The organism is Arthrobacter zhaoxinii (genome assembly GCF_024385505.1).
Lineage (GTDB): Bacteria > Actinomycetota > Actinomycetes > Actinomycetales > Micrococcaceae > Arthrobacter_B > Arthrobacter_B zhaoxinii.
Genome location: NZ_JANFLT010000006.1, coordinates 567,859 through 585,886, shown reverse-complemented (window position 1 = coordinate 585,886; position 18,028 = coordinate 567,859). Strand labels below are relative to the sequence as shown.

The following is an 18,028-nucleotide window of genomic DNA, read 5'->3' as shown; positions in this document are numbered from 1 at the left end:
TCGGAGTGCATCGCCAGCATCAGCCGCAGCCGGGTCTCAGAAGGAGAATCCACCCCAACCCGGACAAGATTCAGCGCCTCACGGCTGCGCCGGACCTTTGGCGCGCCGGATCGGTGTTCGACCAAGTCCCGCAGCTCTTTTAAAGGGACCAGAGGCCGGCGCGGCGCCCCGAAGGTGCGCTGATGTTCACTCACTATTTGGTCCCCCATAATCACCAGCTCCTCGAGCGATAACATCCCTGCAAGGTCCAGCCATGTGCGGGCGATGGTTGTGACGCTAAGGCCGTTGACCTGCGTAACCTCGTTCCGGGCCAATACCAGGCGATGCCCGCAGACATGGCGCCGCCGCGGCGGTCCGAACTCCGGGGACCGGCTCAAGTGGAGCAGTGGCTCCTCGGCAACCCTGCGCGGAAGCGCGAGCCCATGCAGCCGGGCTGCGGTGCCGTGGGTTATGACCGCGTCCGGAAGCAGCTCCAGGTACGGACGGCATGCGGCCGCGAGATCAAACGTTGCCGTCTTGGGAACCCGCACGCCTCTGCTGGGAATCCAAAGGTCCGAGGCACGGAGTCGGGAAGCACTTATCCCGGCGTCAGTGGCTTGTGGAAACGCAAAGGGTGCGGTGAATGGCTCCGGCAAAGGTTGAGGCTTCGGCATCGCTCTATTACAGAGGTCTCCGAATCGCTCCGAGGCGTTTTCCACAGGCATAGGGAAAGTCCGACAGTTCTGTTTCGGAGACGCTGGCGGAGGATTACAGGCAGCGGAGCAGGGTGTCTCATGCGGCCATTACACCCGGTCCCCCGGGAGCTGGTTCCAGGGGTATGGGCCGCAGGCACATAAATGTCTCCTGGCAGTCGATCCGGGAGGAGCAGTCCCCCCGGGTACTGGCACTGGTCCCGGATGTGACGCGGACCGACCACACCCCCAGGGAACCGCCCGGCTTTGTAGAATCCCCACAACGATCCGCCGGTTCCCACGCAGAAACAGCACGCATTATGGCCCGAGACCACAAAACCGCGCTAGGCTCCGAACAGATCAAAAGGAGCCAGTGCACCAATGAGCCAGAACATCCCCGCGCCCGAAGCGACCCCCGCCAAGGCACTCACCAAGATCCTCATTGCCAACCGCGGCGAGATTGCGGTCCGCGTCATCCGCGCCGCCCGCGATGAAGGAATTGCCGCCGTTGCGGTGTACGCCGATCCCGACCGCGACGCCCTGCACGTCCGCCTCGCCGACGAGGCCTACGCCCTGGGCGGCAGCACCGCCGCCGAGTCCTACCTGGACATGGGCAAGATCCTCGACGCCGCCGCCCGCTCGGGCGCCGACGCCATCCACCCCGGTTACGGCTTCCTCTCCGAGAACGCCGAATTCGCCCAGCGCGTCATCGACGCCGGCCTGACCTGGATCGGCCCCTCCCCCAGCGCCATTTCCTCACTCGGCGACAAGGTCCAGGCCCGCCACATCGCCGCCAAGGTCGGTGCACCGCTGGTTCCCGGCACCCCGGATCCGGTTGAGTCCGCCCAGGACGTCCTGGACTTCGCGGACCGGCACGGCCTCCCGCTGGCCATCAAGGCAGCTTTCGGCGGCGGCGGCCGCGGCATCAAGGTTGCCCGCACCCGCGACGAGATCCCCGAGATGTTCGACTCCGCCGTCCGCGAGGCCACGGCTGCCTTCGGCCGCGGCGAGTGCTTCATCGAACGCTTCCTGGATGCACCCCGCCACGTGGAAACCCAGTGCCTGGCGGACGCCTACGGCAACGTCGTCGTCGTCTCCACCCGCGACTGCTCCCTGCAGCGCCGCAACCAGAAGCTGGTCGAGGAAGCCCCCGCCCCCTTCCTCTCCGAAGAGCAGAACGCCAGCCTGTACGCGGCGTCGAAGGCCATCCTGAAGGAGGCCGGCTACCAGGGCGCCGGAACCTGCGAATTCCTGGTCGGCACGGACGGCACCATTTCCTTCCTCGAGGTCAACACGCGCCTCCAGGTGGAGCACCCGGTTTCCGAGGAGGTCACCGGCCTGGACCTGGTCCGCGAACAGTTCCGCATCGCCCGCGGCGAAGCACTGGGCTACGGCGATCCGGAAGTACGCGGCCACTCCTTCGAATTCCGCATCAACGGTGAAGACCCGGGCCGCAATTTCATGCCCGCCCCCGGCACCGTCTCGGAATTCAAGCTGCCCACCGGCCCCGGTGTCCGCGTGGACTCCGGCATCGAAGCCGGCGAAACCGTGGGCGGAAACTTCGATTCCATGCTCGCCAAGCTGATTGTCACCGGTGCCACCCGCCGCGAGGCGCTGCAGCGGGCACGGCGCGCCCTGGCCGAGATCGACGTCGTCGGCATGCCGACAGTACTGCCCTTCCACCGCGCCGTGACTGCTGACCCCGCCTTCACCGGCGAGGAGAGCTTCGGCGTGCACACCCGCTGGATCGAGACCGGGTTCGTGAACACCATTCCGGCTTGGAGCGGTGAACCGGGTACGGGCGACGACGACGACGAGCGCCGGCGCGTCACCGTTGAAGTAGGCGGCAAGCGGCTTGAGGTTGTGCTTCCGTCCGGCCTGGGCGGCCCCGGTGCCGGCACCTCCAACGGCGCGCGCAGCAACGGCAAGGCGCGCAAGCGCTCCCGCGGCGGTGCCTCTGCTGCAGCTGCGGGCGATGACCTCACTTCCCCCATGCAGGGAACCATCGTTAAGGTGGCCGTCGAGGACGGAGCAGTGGTCCGCGAAGGCGATCTCGTCGTGGTACTGGAAGCCATGAAGATGGAACAGCCGCTGACCGCGCACAAGTCCGGCACCATCACCGGCCTGGGGGCCCTTCCCGGGGCAACGGTCTCCGCCGGCGCCGTCATCGCTTCGATCCTGGACTGATCCCGGACGGACCCCGGGCAACAGCAGCACCGCAAAAAACAGCAGGCCCGGTTCCCGCAGAGGGAACCGGGCCTGCTGTGTTGTTACCGGTTAGAGGACTTTCACGGCCTCACTGGAGTTGTTCTCGTAGTCGACGTCCTTGGTGTCCTTGGTGACGAACAGCGCGATCAGCGTCAGCACCGCCATCGAGGACAGGTAGATGCCCACCAGCCACGGACTGCCGTCCGCCGCCTGCCACAGGGCGACGGCTATGAACGGTGCCACCGCAGCGCCCAGGATCGAGGAGAAGTTGTAGGCGATGGCCGACCCGGTGTAGCGCACGTTCGTCGGGAAGAGTTCCGGCAGCATCGCGCCCATCGGCCCGAAGGTCAGTCCCATCAGGGTGAAGCCGATGATCAGCAGCGCCATGACGCCCACGGTTCCGCCGCCGAGCAGCGGTGAGAAAGTGAAACCGAAGAGGAAGATCCCGGCGGTGACCACCAGCAGCGTCTTGCGGCGGCCGTGCTTCTCCGCCAGCGGCCCGGCGACCAGCGTGAAGATACCGAAGAACACCACGCCGATGATCAGCATGATCAGGAAGTCGTTACGCGCATAACCCAGGCCGGCGGTGAATGTTTCGGGGTCGAAAGTCTTCCCGGCCTTCTCTGCGGCGGCGCGGGCTGCGTCCTCGGACTTGGCGGCGGTGCCGTAGGACAGGGTGAAGGTGGTCATCAGGTAGAACAGCACGTACGTGGCCAGCATGATGAACGTGCCGGCAATCATCTGGCGCCAGCTGTACTTGAAGGCGCGGCTCAGCGGCAGCTTGCTGACCTCGCCGGAGTCGACAACCTTCTGGAATGCCGGCGTCTCAACCAGTTTCAACCGCACGTACAGGCCGATGATGACCATGACGGCACTGGCCAGGAACGGCACGCGCCAGCCCCAGGAATCGAACTGCTCGGCGTCCAGCTGGAAGCTCAGCAGCAGGAACAGACCGTTGGCCAGGATGAAGCCGATCGGAGCGCCCAGCTGCGGGAACGTTCCCCACACGGCGCGCTTGTTGGCCGGTGCGTTCTCCGTGGCCAGCAATGCGGCCCCGGACCATTCCCCGCCGAGGGCCAGGCCCTGGGCGAACCGCAGGACCACCAGCAGCGCCGGACCAAGGATGGTCCAGCCCGGTGTCAGGGCGGTGGGCAGGCAGCCGATCAGGAACGTCGCGATCCCCATGGTCAGCAGCGATGCCACCAGGGTTCCCTTGCGGCCCACCTTGTCACCGAAGTGCCCGAAGACGATGGAGCCCAGCGGCCGGGCAATGAAAGCCACCCCAAACACGGCGAACGAGCTCAGCAGGGCCGTGACCCCCTCGGCGTTCGGGAAGAACAGCCGGGGGAAGACGAGGACCGCAGCCGTTGCGTAGACGTAGAAGTCATAGAACTCGATGGAGGTTCCGACGAGGCTGGCAACAATCACACGGCTCTTGGAATTGGCCTTGGCCGGCACCGGCGCCGGCGTGGATGCCGCGGAGGGATTCTTAGTAGACATTGGAACTCTTTCGCAAGAGGAAATGAAGTATCCATATCGTAGGAGCATCCGTCCGTTATTTGAGATTTGTGTCCATATACCGGACAAATGGTTCACGCCGCCGAAATCCGGGCATAAAAAATCCCGCGCCCGCGGACGGATAATCCGCCGCGGACGCGGGAAGGGAAAGAGCAGTTCCCTACAGGTGAACGTGCAGCCGCCGGGCGGCTTCGGAAATAGAGCCGGTGAGGGACGGGTACACGGCGAAGGTGCTGGCCAGGTCATCCACGTGCAGCTTCTGGGTGACGGCGATGGCAATCGGGAAGATCAGCTCCGAGGCACGCGGACCCACCACAACGCCGCCGATCACGCTGCCGGAGCCCTTGCGGGCAATGATCTTCACAAAGCCTTCCTTGACGTCCATCATCTTGGCCCGGGCATTGGTGTGCAGGGACAGCTTGATGACATCGCCCTGGTAGCGGCCCTCGGCAACGTCGGCCTCGCTGACGCCCACGGAGGCAATCTCCGGGGAAGTGAAGATGTTCGAGGCTACGGTCTTGAGCTTCAGCGGCTTCACACCGTCACCCATCAGGTGCGCCACCGCGATGCGGCCCTGCATGGCGGCCACGGACGCCAGGTTGAAGACGCCGGTGCAGTCGCCCGCGGCGTAGACGTTGTCCGCCGTGGTGCGGGAGACGCCGTCGACCCGGATCTGGCCGCGCTCGTCCAGCTGCACGCCGGCTTCTTCCAGGCCGATGCCGGCGGTGTTCGGAATGGCGCCCACGGCCACGAGGCAGTGGCTGCCCTCCACCGTGCGTCCATCCGAAAGCGTCACGAGCACGCCGTCACCGGTGTTCTTCACGGAGTCGGCACGGGACCTGCTGAGCACGGTCATGCCACGGGCCTGGAAGACGTCCTCCAGCACGACGGCGGCGTCTGCGTCTTCGCCCGGCAGCACCCGGTCGCGGCTGGAGATCAGCGTGACCTTGGTGCCGAGGCCGTTGTAGGCGGACGCGAATTCGGCGCCGGTGACACCGGAACCGATGACGATCAGGTGCTCGGGAACCTCGGTGAGGTTGTAGATCTGCTTCCAGGTGAAGATCCGTTCACCGTCCGGCACGGAGGTGTCCAGCTCACGGGGGTTCGCGCCGGTCGCAATCAGCAGCGCCTCGGCCTTGACCGTTTCCACGGTGCCGTCCGCGGCGGTGACCTCGATGGTGGAGTTGTCCAGCAGGCGGCCGTCGCCGATCTTCACCTTGACGCCCACTCGCTCCAGGGTGCTGCGGATGTCGTTGGACTGTTCCTTGGCCAGGGCCAGCAGACGGTGGTTGACCACCTTCAGGTCCGCGAAGACCGGGGACGCGATGTCTCCGAATTCCACACCGAGGTTGCGGGCAGCGTTCATCCGGGTCATCACATCGGCGGTGGCGATGAGCGTTTTGGAGGGAACGACGTCGGTGAGCACTGCAGAGCCGCCCAGCCCCTGCCGCTCAACGATGGTTACGTCCGCACCGAGGGACGCGGCCACGAGGGCAGCCTCATAGCCGCCGGGGCCCCCTCCGAGAATCGCAAGTTTCCGGGCAGTGAAATCTAGTTGGGTGGTCACAAGGCTCTATTCTGTCCCATCCCGTCACAGCGCTCAAACGGCGGCCTCCGCCGCGGACTCCGGCGCTCCCTGCAGGCTGTAAGTTTGTTAAGTGACTAACGACCCATTTGAACTTGCCCAGCAGGCCGCCGACTACATTGCAGAGCACACCGGCGTACCCTCCCACGACATTGCCCTGGTCCTCGGAAGCGGCTGGGGTGAAGCCGCTGAACTGATCGGCGAGACCACCGCCACCCTCTCCGCCTCCGACATCCCGGGCTTCTCCGCCCCGTCCGTGCAGGGGCACGTGGGCACCATCCGCTCCGTCCTCACCACCGACGGCAAGCGCGCCCTCGTCCTGGGTGCACGCACTCACTACTACGAGGGCAAGGGCGTACGCGCCGTCGTCCACGGCGTCCGCACCGCAGCGGCTGCCGGCGCCAAGGTCATGGTCCTCACCAACGGCTGCGGCGGGTTGAACCCCGACTGGCAGCCCGGCACCCCGGTGCTCATCAGCGACCACCTGAACCTCACCGCAACCTCCCCGCTCGAAGGCGCCACGTTCGTGGACCTGACGGACCTTTACTCGTCGCGCCTGCGCGACGTTGCCCGCAGCGTGGACCCCACCCTTGACGAAGGCGTTTACGCCCAGTTCACCGGTCCGCACTACGAAACCCCGGCCGAGGTCCGCTACGCCAAGACCATCGGCGCCGATCTGGTGGGCATGTCCACGGCACTGGAAGCCATTGCCGCGCGCCACGCCGGCATGGAGGTCTTCGGCATCTCCCTGGTCACCAACCTCGCCGCCGGCATCAGCCCGGTGGCACTGAGCCACGGCGAGGTCCTCGAAGCGGGACAGGCCGCCGGACCGCGCATCTCCAAGCTGCTTGCCGAGATCATCAACAAGATCTAGCTCGCTTCCGCCGCCGCTCAGCTATCCGCACCAGCAACATTAGGTATCCACATGACTCTGATTCCCGCTGAACTCGAAGAACTCACCGCCGCCGCGCAGGAATGGGCGGACAGCGACCCCGACCCTGACACCGTGCTCCAGCTCCGTACCCTTCTGCGCACCATCGCGGACGGTACGGACGCCGGGGCAGCCGCGGCGGCCCAGGAGCTGGCGGACCGGTTTGCCGGCACGCTCGAGTTCGGAACCGCGGGGCTGCGTGCGGAGCTGGGCGCCGGCCCCAACCGGATGAACCGAGTGGTGGTGCGCCGCACCGCCGCCGGCATTGCCTCCTTCCTGCAGGACACTGCCGGCGACAGCTGGACCCCCAGCGCCGTCATCGGGTACGACGCCCGGTACAAGTCGAAGGACTTTGCCTTGGAAACGGCCGCCGTGTTCGGTGCGGCCGGCATCGAGACCTTCCTCCTGCCGTGCACGCTTCCGACGCCGCTGCTCGCCTACGCGGTGCGCGCTTTGGACACGGACGCGGGCGTGATGGTCACGGCCAGCCACAACCCGGCCGCGGACAACGGCTACAAGGTCTACCTGGGCGGCCGTACCGTCAAGGGTCCGGGCCGCGGCGCACAGATCGTCACGCCGTACGACGCCGAAATCGCCGCGCGGATTGATTACACCGTTCCGCTGGACTCCATTGAGCTGGCACCGGATGGCTACACGGAGGTTTCCGAATCCCTGATCGCCGACTACATCGGCGCCGTGGACGACCTCGCGCACCGTGAAGGCTACCCGGCACGGGACCTGGACATCGTCCTCACGCCCATGCACGGCGTCGGCGGCGAAACCATGTCCGCAGTGCTTCGCGGAGCCGGTTTCACGTCGGTGACCCTGGTTCCCGAGCAGGCCCTGCCGGACCCGGACTTCCCCACTGTTGCCTTCCCCAATCCGGAGGAACCCGGAGCGCTGGACCTGGCCCTGAAGCTTGCCGCCGAACGCGATGCGGACCTCGTCCTGGCCAACGATCCCGACGCCGACCGCGCCGCTGTCGCCGCCAAGGATCCCGCCACTGGTGTTTGGCGCATGCTGCGCGGTGACGAAGTGGGTGCCCTGCTGGGCCGCCACATTGCCGGCCGGATCGCCGCCGGCCGGTGGAAGGTACGCGGCGAGAAGACGCGTTCCGGCGTCGTCTTCGCCAACTCGATCGTGTCCTCCCGGCTGCTGGCCCGCATTGCCGAGGCTGCAGGATTTGAGCACCAGGAAACCCTGACCGGTTTCAAGTGGATCTCCCGTGTGCCGAAGCTGACCTTCGGCTATGAAGAGGCCCTTGGCTACTGCGTGGCCCCGGGACTGGTCCGGGACAAGGACGGAATCTCCGCCGGCGTGCTTCTGGCCGAGCTCGCGGCCTCTTTGAAGGCTGCCGGGCGCACCCTCTTTGACGAACTCGATGAGCTCGCCCTGCAGCACGGCCTGCACCAGAGCGACCAGCTCTCCATCCGCGTCCAGAACCTTGGACTGCGCACGGAGATGATGCAGCGGCTCCGCGAGTTCCCACCCGCCTCGTTCGCAGGCTCACCGGTGGCAACCGCCGTCGACCTTTCGGAAGGTGCAGGCGGCCTGCCGCCCACGGACGGACTGCGGTACATTACCGAGGACAACACCCGGGTCATCATCCGTCCCAGCGGAACCGAACCGAAGCTCAAGTGCTACCTCGAAGTGATTGAACCCGTCGGCTCGGCCGCCGATCTCCCGGCTGCGCGTGCAAACGCCCGCGCCACGCTGGATGCAGTGCTGGCGGATGTGCGGACGGCCCTGGGACTCTAACCAGGTCAGGAGGCCGGCATGGGACGGCTGATCTACACAAGCATCACTTCCCTGGACGGCTACGTTGCGGATGAGGCCGGGTCCTTTGACTGGAGCATGCCCGATGAAGACGTGCATCTCTTCGTCAACGGGCTCGAGCGCAACGTAGGCACGCATCTGATCGGGCGGCAGCTGTACGAGGTGATGTCGTACTGGGACTCGTTGCCGCCCGAAGGCGAGCCGCCGGCCACCCAGGAATATGCACGGATCTGGCAGGCGGCGGACAAGGTGGTGTTTTCCCGTTCGCTCCCCGAGGTCTCCGCCCCGCGCACGCGGCTCGAGCGGACGTTCGATCCCGCCGCCGTGCGGGCGCTTGTGGAGGCGTCCGACGACGACGTGTCAGTGGGCGGCGCGAACCTCGCCGGCCAGGCACTGAAGGCGGGACTGGTCGACGAGCTGCAGCAGCTGCTCTCCCCCGTGATCATCGGCGGCGGGAAGCGGTTCCTGCCGGACGGACTCCGGCTGGGTTTGGAGCTGCTGGATGAGAAACGCTTCGCCAATGGCGTCGTGTTCCTGCACTACCGGGTCCTGAACTGATCTTCCCGTCCGGGGGGGTCAGGTTACGCCAGCAGCTCAGTGGCCAGGGGCAGGCGGTTTCCGCTCGCCAGGAGCGTTCCCACCTGCTCGGCTGAGAGCGGCCGGCTGAAGTAGTAGCCCTGGCCGCTGCAGCAGCCCATGTCCTGCAAAAGTTCAGCCTGCTCCGGGGTTTCGATCCCCTCGAAGACCGCTTCCATTCCGGCGGCCTGGATTAGGCGGTGGACCGCGTCGACGAACTCCAACTGTCCTTTGTCCCGGCCGATGTCCGCGATGAGTGCCCGGTCCACCTTGACGGTGTCCACGGGCAGCCGGCGCAGGTAGCTGATGGAGGAATAACCGGTACCGAAATCGTCGATTTCCAGGCGGACACCAAGGGCCTTCAGCGCTCTCATGGAGTAGGTCTCCACATCTCCGCTGCCGACAAAGGCACTCTCGGTGATTTCCAGGACCAGATCCCTCGGCGCGGCACCGGTTTCGCGCAGGATGGTGCGTACGTAGTCCACCAGATCCATGCTCTGCAGCTCGGACGGGGACACATTCACCCGGACATGAAACCCCTCACGGTCCAGACCTTCCGAGCGCCAGTCGGCCAGTTGCTCCAGAGCGGACCGCAGTACCCAGCGGCCGATCTCCGTAATGGCGCCGCTCTCTTCAGCTAACGGAATGAAGGTATCCGGCATGACCAGTCCCTGGGTCGGATGTTCCCAGCGCAGGAGAACCTCCACACCCTGCATCTGCCCCGTGACCAGATCAACAACGGGTTGGTACACCAACTGGAACTCGTTCCGTTCCGCGGCGTGACGCAGCTCCGAGGCCATCTGGTGTCGCAGTTGCCGCGCAAACAGCATCACCGGTTCGAAGGACCGGACCAGGCCCAGGCCTTCTTCCTTCGCTTCATACATGGCTGTGTCGGCGCAGAGCAGCAGATCCTCCGCGGCCTGCGGTCCTTCGGCCACATGGATCCCGATGCTGGCCCGCGGCCAGACATCCAGTTCTTCCACAACGGTCCGGGCACTCAAGGCGGACTGGATCGTCTCCGCGGCCGCCCGGGCCGGGAGCCGGCCGGCGGCGGGGAGCAGCACGGCGAACTCGTCGCCACCGAGCCTCGCTACGACGCTGTTCTCCGGGACGGAAGCGAGAAGGCGGGCGGCCACTTCCTGCAGCACTAGGTCGCCGGCGCCATGGCCGAAGCTGTCATTGATGTCCTTGAATCCGTCCAAGTCAATCATCAGCACGGCCGGCGCGGATGCACCCCCGGACCACTCCGCGAGGGCCAGCTCCACCTGCTGCATTAACGCTGTCCGGTTACCGAGCCCGGTGAGCGGATCCGACAGTGCCATGCGCTGCATCTGCGTATGGGCTTTCTGGAGTTCCAGGGTGCGGCTCTGCACCCGCAGCTCGAGGTCACGGTAGATATCGTCCAGCTCTTCGGCCAGCAGGTTGATGCCTGTACTTACGGCGTCCACTTGGTCCCGGGCCGGGGAGGTCGGAATCCGTGCGGTAAGGTTTCCTGCCGCAATGCTGACAATGCCCTCAATGATACTGCTGAGACGCGGGTCCTCCGAGGAGGCCCCGATGTTTTCCGGCCTTAGAGTCACTCGGTGTACCTCGACAACCATTCGAGGGCGTCGCTTTCACACGTGAAGTACCGGGTAGGGCATGGCTGTACCTCACCTCCGAGCAGGAAGGTGGCGATCACCCGGTCTACCGGGGAGACGCCGACGACGGCGACGGCTGACAGGGAACGTGCGGCACCGAAAACATCCCGTGCGCTGCGGGAGACGGATTCGACTCCCGTGAGGGTGAGCAGGAGCGGAAGTTTCCGCGCGGTAGCCAATCTGTCGATCTTCGCGTCAGCCTCGGCAGCCATGGAACTCGTTACCACTTCCCCGGGAGGCAGCACCAGCACCAGGTGCCCCTGTTCGGACAGGCTCACCTGTGTTTCCGCGGAGGACTGCTGCTGCACGCCGTCACTCGTGCCCGCATGTCCGGAGGCGCTGTCGTGCGATCTGTTGCGGCTGTGGTGCGCGGTGATGTGTGTTGCCATAGCTTCCCCCAAGTCGCCGCGCAGGACCTCAATGCAGCGGATATGCCTTACCGTACCGGTGCGCTTGGGACTGACCGCATCGAATCGGCTACCCCCGCCTGTATTGTGCACCTTCAGTGCTTTAATATCGAGTTTCGACGCTGAAACTTTATGTTGTGAACCGCGATTATGGGACGATCAGTTCAATGGTGTCAATAATCGTCCGGGATTCAGACGCAAGCACCGCCGCGCCAACCTCCGCAAAAATCCGTTCACTCTGTAGTGCACATTGCAAGGCCTCCGCTTTCCTCTCCAGCGTGCAGAGGCACCGCGCCAACAAAAGCAACGTACGCCCCTGGAGAACGGGATAGGACGTCGCAGCCCGTTTTTCGACTGACCACAGTAACCCTTCCGCCGCTGCGGCATTACCGGACTCAAGTTCCCACCATGCCCGCGTGATCACTATTTCGATGCGGTCCATTTCCGTAACGCCGGCAACGTCAGAAGCCACCTCAGCGCGTTCCAGGCAGTCTTTGGTCTCGGCATCCACCAGACCGGCAACTAGGCGCATATTGACAGACGCTTTGTTGAATAGCGCCCAAGTCCGCACATCATTAGCCAGTCCCAGACTGTCAGCCGCCAGCCGATGGTGTTTCAGCCCTTCTTCAATCCGGCCTGACATAAAGCCCACATTGCCTATGGCCCAGTGAGTCATACCCTTCACCCGCGGAGTCGCGTCAGCACTCAGCATGTCCGCGAGGATGAGCGCTTCCGCCCACGCGGTCTCGGTATCACCTTCTTCCGCGAGAGCTGCAATCAACACATGTTGAATGTTAAACCGCGTTTCTGAAGGTAGCCTCTGCTGCGCCAAATCGGCGGCTTCCCGCGCGGCCGCGAGCGCGCCTCCGGTCTCTCCTTTGTCCTGCAGTGCGTGCGTTATCAGCACCCTCGCGCGGGACTCATAATCGGGATAGTCCTTGATTGCCTCGGTAGCAAGAAGGTTTCTGCAAGTCGCAATACAGCCCTCAATCCGGCCCAGTTCAAGCTGGAGTTCTGCGGTGTTAAAGGTCATTCGACAGAAACCCCTGCTGTCATTTACTCGAGTTGCCGCATCGGCTGCGGCCATGGAGTGCTCGATGGCCGCAGCAAAGTTACGCTGGGCTTTCGCTTGTCTCGCCCGATATTCGTTCAGCATAAAGACTGTATTGCTGGTCATAGCCCGGTACCTCTTCTTTATTAGAATCCGCTCGGATTGACCGATTGAAGTGCAAGGCCAGCGGACCACCAAAGTCTACGTGGCCATGAGCCGGGAAAATCAGCACCGATCAAAAAGTCCTCAGCTTTTGCTCAATAGTTATAGTTCCAGCGTTTTTGAGACTCACTGTATAGGTATGCTTCAGATGTCGTGATTATCCACATATTGAGGGAGCAACAATGAAGAGACTCGGTGCAGCAATGATGCTTGCCGCTGTGATCGCCGGAGCGGGCGTCGCAGCGCCGGCTTCCGCGTCCGCAGCCCAGCCTGCACAGCAGGCCAGCGGCATGGTTCAGCTTTACGGCAACTGGCCGCACACGTAATAGCGGCCACACGAAGGCCCGGCTGAACCGCTGAACGCGGAGCATCCGGGCCTTTGTTTTTCCGGGGGCAATCCCGGCCACGCCCGGGCCTACGCCACCACACCCGGCAAGCGTGATCTCAGCCACGCGCTGACACTCCCCTATGGCAAGATAGATCCCATGTCTACACCCATTGCCTCGTACATTGATCACACGCTCCTCAAACCCGAGGCCAGCCGCGACGACATCCTCCGGGTCTGCTCCGAAGCCGCTGAGTACCAGTTCAAATCCGTCTGTGTAAACCCGCTCTGGGTCGGCACGGTCCGCAACGCGCTGAAGGGCAGCGGAGTCCTCACCTGCTCGGTCATCGGCTTCCCGCTGGGTGCCACCACCACCGAGGTGAAGGTCTTCGAAGCCCAGGGTGCACTTCAGGACGGCGCCGATGAGATCGACATGGTCATCGACATCGCCGCAGCCCGGCGCGGAGACCGCGCAGCCCTGGTCCGCGACATCGCCGCCGTAGCCGACGCCGTGCACGCTGCCGGCGGGATCCTCAAGGTCATCATTGAAACTTCCCTGCTCAACGATGAGCAGAAGGTGCTGGCCTGCGAAGCCTCCGTCGAGGCCGGCGCCGACTTCGTCAAGACCTCCACCGGTTTCAACGGCGGCGGAGCCACGGCCGAAGACGTCGCGCTAATGCGCCGCACCGTTGGCCCTGACCTGGGAGTCAAGGCTTCCGGCGGTGTCCGCTCGCTCGAAGATGCGCAGGCAATGATCGACGCCGGGGCCACGCGTATCGGAGCAAGCTCCGGAATCGCTATTGTTAATGGAAGCAAAGCCACGTCGGACTACTGACCGGCATAGCTACTGACACTTTTTGAAACGGAGAACTTCATGGTTGGAACACGGTCAAAGCAGCCTTCACACTCAGGCGAGGGCCACCTGGTCAGCAACATCCTCATCTTTGCCGTGATGTTCGCCATTTTCCTCGGCGCCATTTACGCGGTGAACTGGCTGACGCTGGACAACGTCTGGCCAATGGCCATCCTGCTGGTCGCCGCCACCGGCATGTACCTCGTAGCGTTCAGCATCGGCCGTTCCGACACCACCACGGAACTGGCCAAGGGCTACTCGCACAACGAGTAAATCCCTTACCTAAAACAGCGACGCACCCCGGCCTTCACGCCGGGGTGCGTCGCTGTTTAACTGAGTAGTCACCGCGGGCAGGCAGGTGTGTCCTACTCTAGGCCGCCCCGGCCCGCCGTCCCTAGATTTACGGGTATGACTACGACCATGACCCGCAGGGAGTGGCGCCGGGACCGCGCCCGGCAGCAGCGCATTGTCCTCATCGGGTACTCGGTACTCGCCTCCTGCGTAGTGGCCGCCGCCGCTGTCTTCGTTATCGCTGTGGCGGGCTAGCCCTACTCCTTGAACACGGCGTCGAGCACCTGCTTGGCCCAGGCGAGGATCTCGGCGTCCACCAAATCCCGCCCGCCGATTCGAGCGGTTTTCGGCTTGGGCACCAGCACGGCGTTCAGCGCCGGCTTCACCATCGCACCCGGGTACATCCGCTGCAGCCGCATGGTGCGCGATTCGGGCAGGTCCGCCGGCGCAAACTTAATAAAGTTGCCCTGCAGCGCGATGTCGGTCAGCCCGGCGGCGCGCGCATCCACCCGGAAGCGGGCCACGTCGATCAGGTTCTTTACTTCCTGCGGCGGCTCGCCGTAGCGGTCCACCAGTTCGGCCAGGACTTCGTCGATCGCCTCGTTGGTCAGCGCGGAGGCCAGCTTGCGGTAGGCCTCCAGCCGTAGCCTCTCCCCCGGCACGTAGTCGTGCGGCAGATGCGCGTTGACCGGCAGCTCGATCTTCATCTCCGCTGCTTTTTCCTCGGCCTCGCCGCGGTAGTCGGCCACGGCTTCGCCTACCAGCCGGATGTACAGGTCAAAACCGACGCCGGCAATGTGGCCTGACTGCTCCCCGCCCAGCAGGTTGCCGGCGCCTCGGATCTCGAGGTCCTTCATGGCCAGCTGCATTCCGGCACCCAGTTCGTTGTGCGTGGCCACGGCCTTCAGCCGCTCCAGGGCCACCTCGCCCAGCGGCTTTTCCGACGGGTACAGGAAGTAGGCGTAGGCCCGCTCCCGGCCGCGGCCCACCCGGCCGCGCAGCTGGTGGAGCTGGGAGAGGCCGAAGTGGTCCGCCCGGTCCACGATCAGGGTGTTGGCGTTGGAGATATCCAGGCCGGTTTCAATGATCGTGGTGCAGACCAGCACGTCGAAACGCTTTTCCCAGAAGTCCACGATGATCTGCTCGAGCTTGGATTCGCTCATCTGGCCGTGGGCGACGGCGATGCGTGCCTCCGGGACCAGCTCCCGCAGGTGCGCGGCGGTCCGGTCAATCGAGGAGACCCGGTTGTGGACAAAGAACACCTGGCCCTCCCGCATCAGCTCGCGGCGGATGGCGGCGGAGGCCTGCTTGTCCGTGTACGGGCCCACATAGGTGAGCACCGGGTGCCGTTCCTCCGGCGGGGTGGCCAGCGTGGAGGTCTCGCGGATACCGGTCAGGGACATTTCCAGGGTGCGCGGAATCGGGGTTGCGCTCATGGCCAGCACGTCCACGTTGGTGCGCATCTTTTTCAGCGCTTCCTTGTGTTCGACGCCGAAGCGCTGCTCCTCGTCCACGATCACCAGGCCAAGATCCTTGAACCGGACTTCCTGTGACAGGATGCGGTGGGTACCGATGACTACGTCCACGGCGCCGGTCCTGACGCCTTCCATGGTCTCCTTGGCCTGCTTGGAGGTCTGGAACCGGGACAGCGAGTCCACCCGGACCGGGAAGCCGGAGAACCGCTCGGCGAAGGTCTCCATATGCTGCTGGGCCAGCAGGGTGGTGGGCACCAGCACGGCGACCTGTTTGCCGTCCTGCACGGCCTTGAACGCTGCCCGGACCGCAATCTCCGTCTTGCCGTAGCCCACGTCGCCGGAGACCAGCCGGTCCATGGGAACTTCGCGCTCCATGTCCGCCTTGACCTCGTTGATGGTGGTCAGCTGGTCCGGGGTTTCGATGTAGGGGAACGCTTCCTCGAGTTCGCGCTGCCACGGGGTGTCCGGGCCGAAGGCGTGGCCCTTGGAGGCCATCCGTGCGGAGTAGAGCCGGATCAGCTCCCCTGCGATCTCCTTGACGGCCTTGCGCGCCCGGCTCTTGGTCTTGGCCCAGTCGGAGCCGCCCATCTTGGACAGGACGGGGGTCTCACCGCCCACATAGCGGGTGATCTGGTCCAGCTGGTCGGTGGGAATGAAGAGCCGGTCCCCGGGTGCACCCCGTTTGGAAGCTGCGTATTCGAGCACCATGTACTCACGCACGGTCTTGTTGGTGCCGGCTCCGGTGGCCCGTTGGATCAGCTCGATGAACTTGCCCACGCCGTGCTGCTCGTGCACCACGAAGTCGCCCTCCTGCAGCTGCAGCGGGTCGACGGCGTTACGCCGCTTCGAGGGCATCCTGCGCATGTCGCGGGTGGAGTAGGCACTGGCGCGGCCCAGCAGGTCCGCTTCGGTCAGCAGCCCGGTCTTGAGGGTGTCGAAGACGTATCCGCGGCCGGCGCTGGCCGTGGTGATGGAGATGACGCCGGGGCGCGGTTCCTCGTCCACGGAATCCACCAGGGCAGCGGGGATGTCGTTCTCCTTGAAGAGTTCGGCGAGGCGGGAGGCCGGGCCCGGCCCCTCTGTCACCACCACCACGCGCCAGGCGTCACGGACACGGCCGCCGATGAAGTCCATCATTTCCGCGACGTCGCCGCGGTAGCCGCGCGGTTCGCGGGCATTAATGGTCAGGGTGTCGATGTCCAGGACGGTTTCGTCGTCGGGATTGAAGGAGGTGATGGACCACCAGCCCACGTCATTGGCCTGCGCTGCAGTGCGCGTGTCTGCCAGGGAACGGAAGCTTGCGGCGTCCAGGTCCGAGGCCAGCCCGGCGGAAAGATCCAGAGGTGCGGCACCGCCGTCGGACGCCGTGGCCCATGCAGCCGCGAGGAATTCCTCGTTGGTGGCAGCCAGGTCGTGTGCGCGGGCCCGGACCTTTTCGGGCTCGATCACCACGGCAATGGATCCGCGGGGCAGCTCGCCCATCAGCGGGACCATGGAGTCCACCAGGACCGGGGCAAGGGACTCCATGCCTTCCACGGCGATCCCGCCGGCGATTTTCTCCAGCATGTCGGAGGCGGCCGGCATCTGGCCCCGAAGTTTCGCCGCGCGGCTCATGACCGACGGCGTAATCAGGATTTCCCGGCACGGCGGGGCGTACAGCTCGGAGGGGTGGGTGATGTGCTCCCCGGTGAGGGTCCGCTGGTCAGCGACCGCGAACCAGCGCATGGAATCCACCTCGTCGCCGAAGAAGTCGATGCGGATGGGGTGATCCTCGGTGGGCGGGAAAACGTCCAGGATGCCGCCGCGCACCGCGAATTCGCCGCGGTGGGAGACCATGTCCACCCGCGCATAGGCGGCATCGGACAGTGCGGACACCACGGAGTCGAAGGGCTGCTCCTGGCCAACCTTCAGGGCGACCGGTTTCAGTTCGCCCAGTCCCGCAACCAGCGGCTGGAGCACGGCCCGCACGGGGGCAACCACAATCTGCACCGGAGCCGTCTCCGGGTGTGACAGCCGGCGGAGCACCGACAGGCGCCGGCCCACGGTATCCGAGCGCGGGGACAGCCGCTCGTGCGGCAGCGTCTCCCAGCTGGGGAACTCCTCGATGCCGGCCAGCGGCAAGTAGCTGCGCAGGGCTGCGGCCAGGTCCTCGGCCTCGCGTCCGGTTGCCGTCACGGCCAGCACCACCGGCGGGATCCCGTCACCGGTTCCGGCCGCCGCCAGCCCGTCCACGACTTCCGCGAGCAGGGCGGCGCGCATGCCCTGCGGTGCGCCGATCTGCAGGTCTTCGCTGCGGCCTGCTACGGGCCGGGAGGAAAGGGTCCGCACCCTTGCGTACGAGGGGTCCTCAGCGAGGGCGGCACGCAGTCCGTTCAGGCTCATGGGGTGTTTTCTCCTTCATGACGGCAACGCAAATACCCGAAGTCCACAAACGGAACCCCGGGGTTTTCTTCCACATTACCTGCTGCGGAGCCAGTGATCTGCTGCTCCCGCTGAGAGCGGAAAGCACGCAAAAGCGGGAGGCCGTTGAGGGGCCTCCCGCTTCGCGCCGGGCGTTTA

Annotated in this window: 14 protein-coding genes; 8 read left to right on the top strand and 6 right to left on the bottom strand. The window is 65.1% G+C overall.

Features of this window, described 5'->3' with window-relative positions:
* Window positions 1-1,052: 1,052 nt before the first annotated feature.
* Window positions 1,053-2,858, top strand: coding sequence for an acetyl/propionyl/methylcrotonyl-CoA carboxylase subunit alpha (locus NNX37_RS14070; RefSeq protein ID WP_255793345.1), 1,806 nt, complete (start codon window positions 1,053-1,055; stop codon window positions 2,856-2,858).
* A gap of 90 nt (window positions 2,859-2,948) precedes the next feature.
* Here NNX37_RS14070 and NNX37_RS14065 read toward each other — a convergent pair whose 3' ends face one another.
* The gene (locus tag NNX37_RS14065; RefSeq protein ID WP_255793344.1) at window positions 2,949-4,379 is read right to left on the bottom strand and encodes an MFS transporter; all 1,431 of its coding nucleotides are present in this window, start codon (window positions 4,377-4,379) and stop codon (window positions 2,949-2,951) included.
* 178 nt (window positions 4,380-4,557) lie between these two features.
* On the bottom strand, window positions 4,558-5,964 hold the full coding sequence (locus NNX37_RS14060) for an NAD(P)H-quinone dehydrogenase (RefSeq protein ID WP_255793343.1): 1,407 nt from the start codon (window positions 5,962-5,964) through the stop codon (window positions 4,558-4,560).
* 91 nt (window positions 5,965-6,055) lie between these two features.
* Between NNX37_RS14060 and NNX37_RS14055 the strand changes: the two genes are divergently transcribed.
* The 3 genes from NNX37_RS14055 to NNX37_RS14045 are packed head-to-tail and all read left to right on the top strand — an operon-like array spanning window position 6,056 to window position 9,247.
* Window positions 6,056-6,856 carry a purine-nucleoside phosphorylase gene (locus tag NNX37_RS14055; RefSeq protein ID WP_227924342.1) on the top strand — a complete coding sequence of 267 codons (801 nt, stop codon included), beginning with the start codon at window positions 6,056-6,058 and terminating at the stop codon, window positions 6,854-6,856.
* 51 nt (window positions 6,857-6,907) lie between these two features.
* Entirely contained in the window at window positions 6,908-8,671 is a 1,764-nt protein-coding gene (locus NNX37_RS14050) for a phospho-sugar mutase (RefSeq protein ID WP_255793342.1), read from the top strand.
* Window positions 8,672-8,689: 18 nt separating this feature from the next.
* Complete coding sequence (locus NNX37_RS14045; RefSeq protein WP_255793341.1) at window positions 8,690-9,247, top strand: dihydrofolate reductase family protein; 558 nt, start codon at window positions 8,690-8,692, stop codon at window positions 9,245-9,247.
* 23 nt (window positions 9,248-9,270) lie between these two features.
* Here NNX37_RS14045 and NNX37_RS14040 read toward each other — a convergent pair whose 3' ends face one another.
* From NNX37_RS14040 to NNX37_RS14030, 3 genes are all read right to left on the bottom strand, one after another.
* Window positions 9,271-10,845 (bottom strand): putative bifunctional diguanylate cyclase/phosphodiesterase, encoded by a 1,575-nt coding sequence (locus NNX37_RS14040; RefSeq protein WP_255793340.1) that lies wholly within the window; start codon window positions 10,843-10,845, stop codon window positions 9,271-9,273.
* Window positions 10,842-11,294, bottom strand: coding sequence for a DUF7793 family protein (locus tag NNX37_RS14035; protein WP_255793339.1), 453 nt, complete (start codon window positions 11,292-11,294; stop codon window positions 10,842-10,844). Before NNX37_RS14035 ends, NNX37_RS14040 begins: the two co-directional genes overlap by 4 nt.
* 166 nt (window positions 11,295-11,460) lie before the next feature.
* A complete protein-coding gene (locus NNX37_RS14030; protein WP_255793338.1) occupies window positions 11,461-12,489 on the bottom strand; it encodes a hypothetical protein in 1,029 nt (342 codons plus the stop codon).
* Between the two features lie 218 nt (window positions 12,490-12,707).
* On the opposite strand from NNX37_RS14030, the gene NNX37_RS14025 reads away from it, so the two are divergent.
* From NNX37_RS14025 to NNX37_RS14010, 4 genes are all read left to right on the top strand, one after another.
* Window positions 12,708-12,851: a hypothetical protein gene (locus NNX37_RS14025; RefSeq protein WP_255793337.1), complete on the top strand. Its 144-nt coding sequence runs from the start codon at window positions 12,708-12,710 to the stop codon at window positions 12,849-12,851.
* 159 nt (window positions 12,852-13,010) lie between these two features.
* Window positions 13,011-13,685, top strand: a complete 675-nt coding sequence (deoC, locus tag NNX37_RS14020; protein ID WP_255793336.1) for a deoxyribose-phosphate aldolase — start codon at window positions 13,011-13,013, stop codon at window positions 13,683-13,685.
* Between the two features lie 39 nt (window positions 13,686-13,724).
* On the top strand, window positions 13,725-13,976 hold the full coding sequence (locus tag NNX37_RS14015; RefSeq protein ID WP_146363517.1) for a hypothetical protein: 252 nt from the start codon (window positions 13,725-13,727) through the stop codon (window positions 13,974-13,976).
* A gap of 135 nt (window positions 13,977-14,111) precedes the next feature.
* Window positions 14,112-14,249: a hypothetical protein gene (locus NNX37_RS14010; protein ID WP_255793335.1), complete on the top strand. Its 138-nt coding sequence runs from the start codon at window positions 14,112-14,114 to the stop codon at window positions 14,247-14,249.
* 2 nt (window positions 14,250-14,251) lie between these two features.
* On the opposite strand, the gene mfd is transcribed toward NNX37_RS14010, so the two are convergent.
* A complete protein-coding gene (gene mfd, locus NNX37_RS14005; protein WP_255793334.1) occupies window positions 14,252-17,851 on the bottom strand; it encodes a transcription-repair coupling factor in 3,600 nt (1,199 codons plus the stop codon).
* Window positions 17,852-18,028 lie beyond the last annotated feature (177 nt).

Coding starts and splice junctions, on each gene's coding strand:
- NNX37_RS14070 (WP_255793345.1), top strand. CDS start 1,053: ATGAGCCAGAACATCCCCGCGCCCGAAGCGACCCCCGCCAAGGCACTC.
- NNX37_RS14065 (WP_255793344.1), bottom strand. CDS start 4,379: ATGTCTACTAAGAATCCCTCCGCGGCATCCACGCCGGCGCCGGTGCCG.
- NNX37_RS14050 (WP_255793342.1), top strand. CDS start 6,908: ATGACTCTGATTCCCGCTGAACTCGAAGAACTCACCGCCGCCGCGCAG.
- NNX37_RS14045 (WP_255793341.1), top strand. CDS start 8,690: ATGGGACGGCTGATCTACACAAGCATCACTTCCCTGGACGGCTACGTT.
- NNX37_RS14035 (WP_255793339.1), bottom strand. CDS start 11,294: ATGGCAACACACATCACCGCGCACCACAGCCGCAACAGATCGCACGAC.
- NNX37_RS14030 (WP_255793338.1), bottom strand. CDS start 12,489: ATGACCAGCAATACAGTCTTTATGCTGAACGAATATCGGGCGAGACAA.
- NNX37_RS14025 (WP_255793337.1), top strand. CDS start 12,708: ATGAAGAGACTCGGTGCAGCAATGATGCTTGCCGCTGTGATCGCCGGA.
- deoC (WP_255793336.1), top strand. CDS start 13,011: ATGTCTACACCCATTGCCTCGTACATTGATCACACGCTCCTCAAACCC.
- NNX37_RS14015 (WP_146363517.1), top strand. CDS start 13,725: ATGGTTGGAACACGGTCAAAGCAGCCTTCACACTCAGGCGAGGGCCAC.
- NNX37_RS14010 (WP_255793335.1), top strand. CDS start 14,112: ATGACTACGACCATGACCCGCAGGGAGTGGCGCCGGGACCGCGCCCGG.
- mfd (WP_255793334.1), bottom strand. CDS start 17,851: ATGAGCCTGAACGGACTGCGTGCCGCCCTCGCTGAGGACCCCTCGTAC.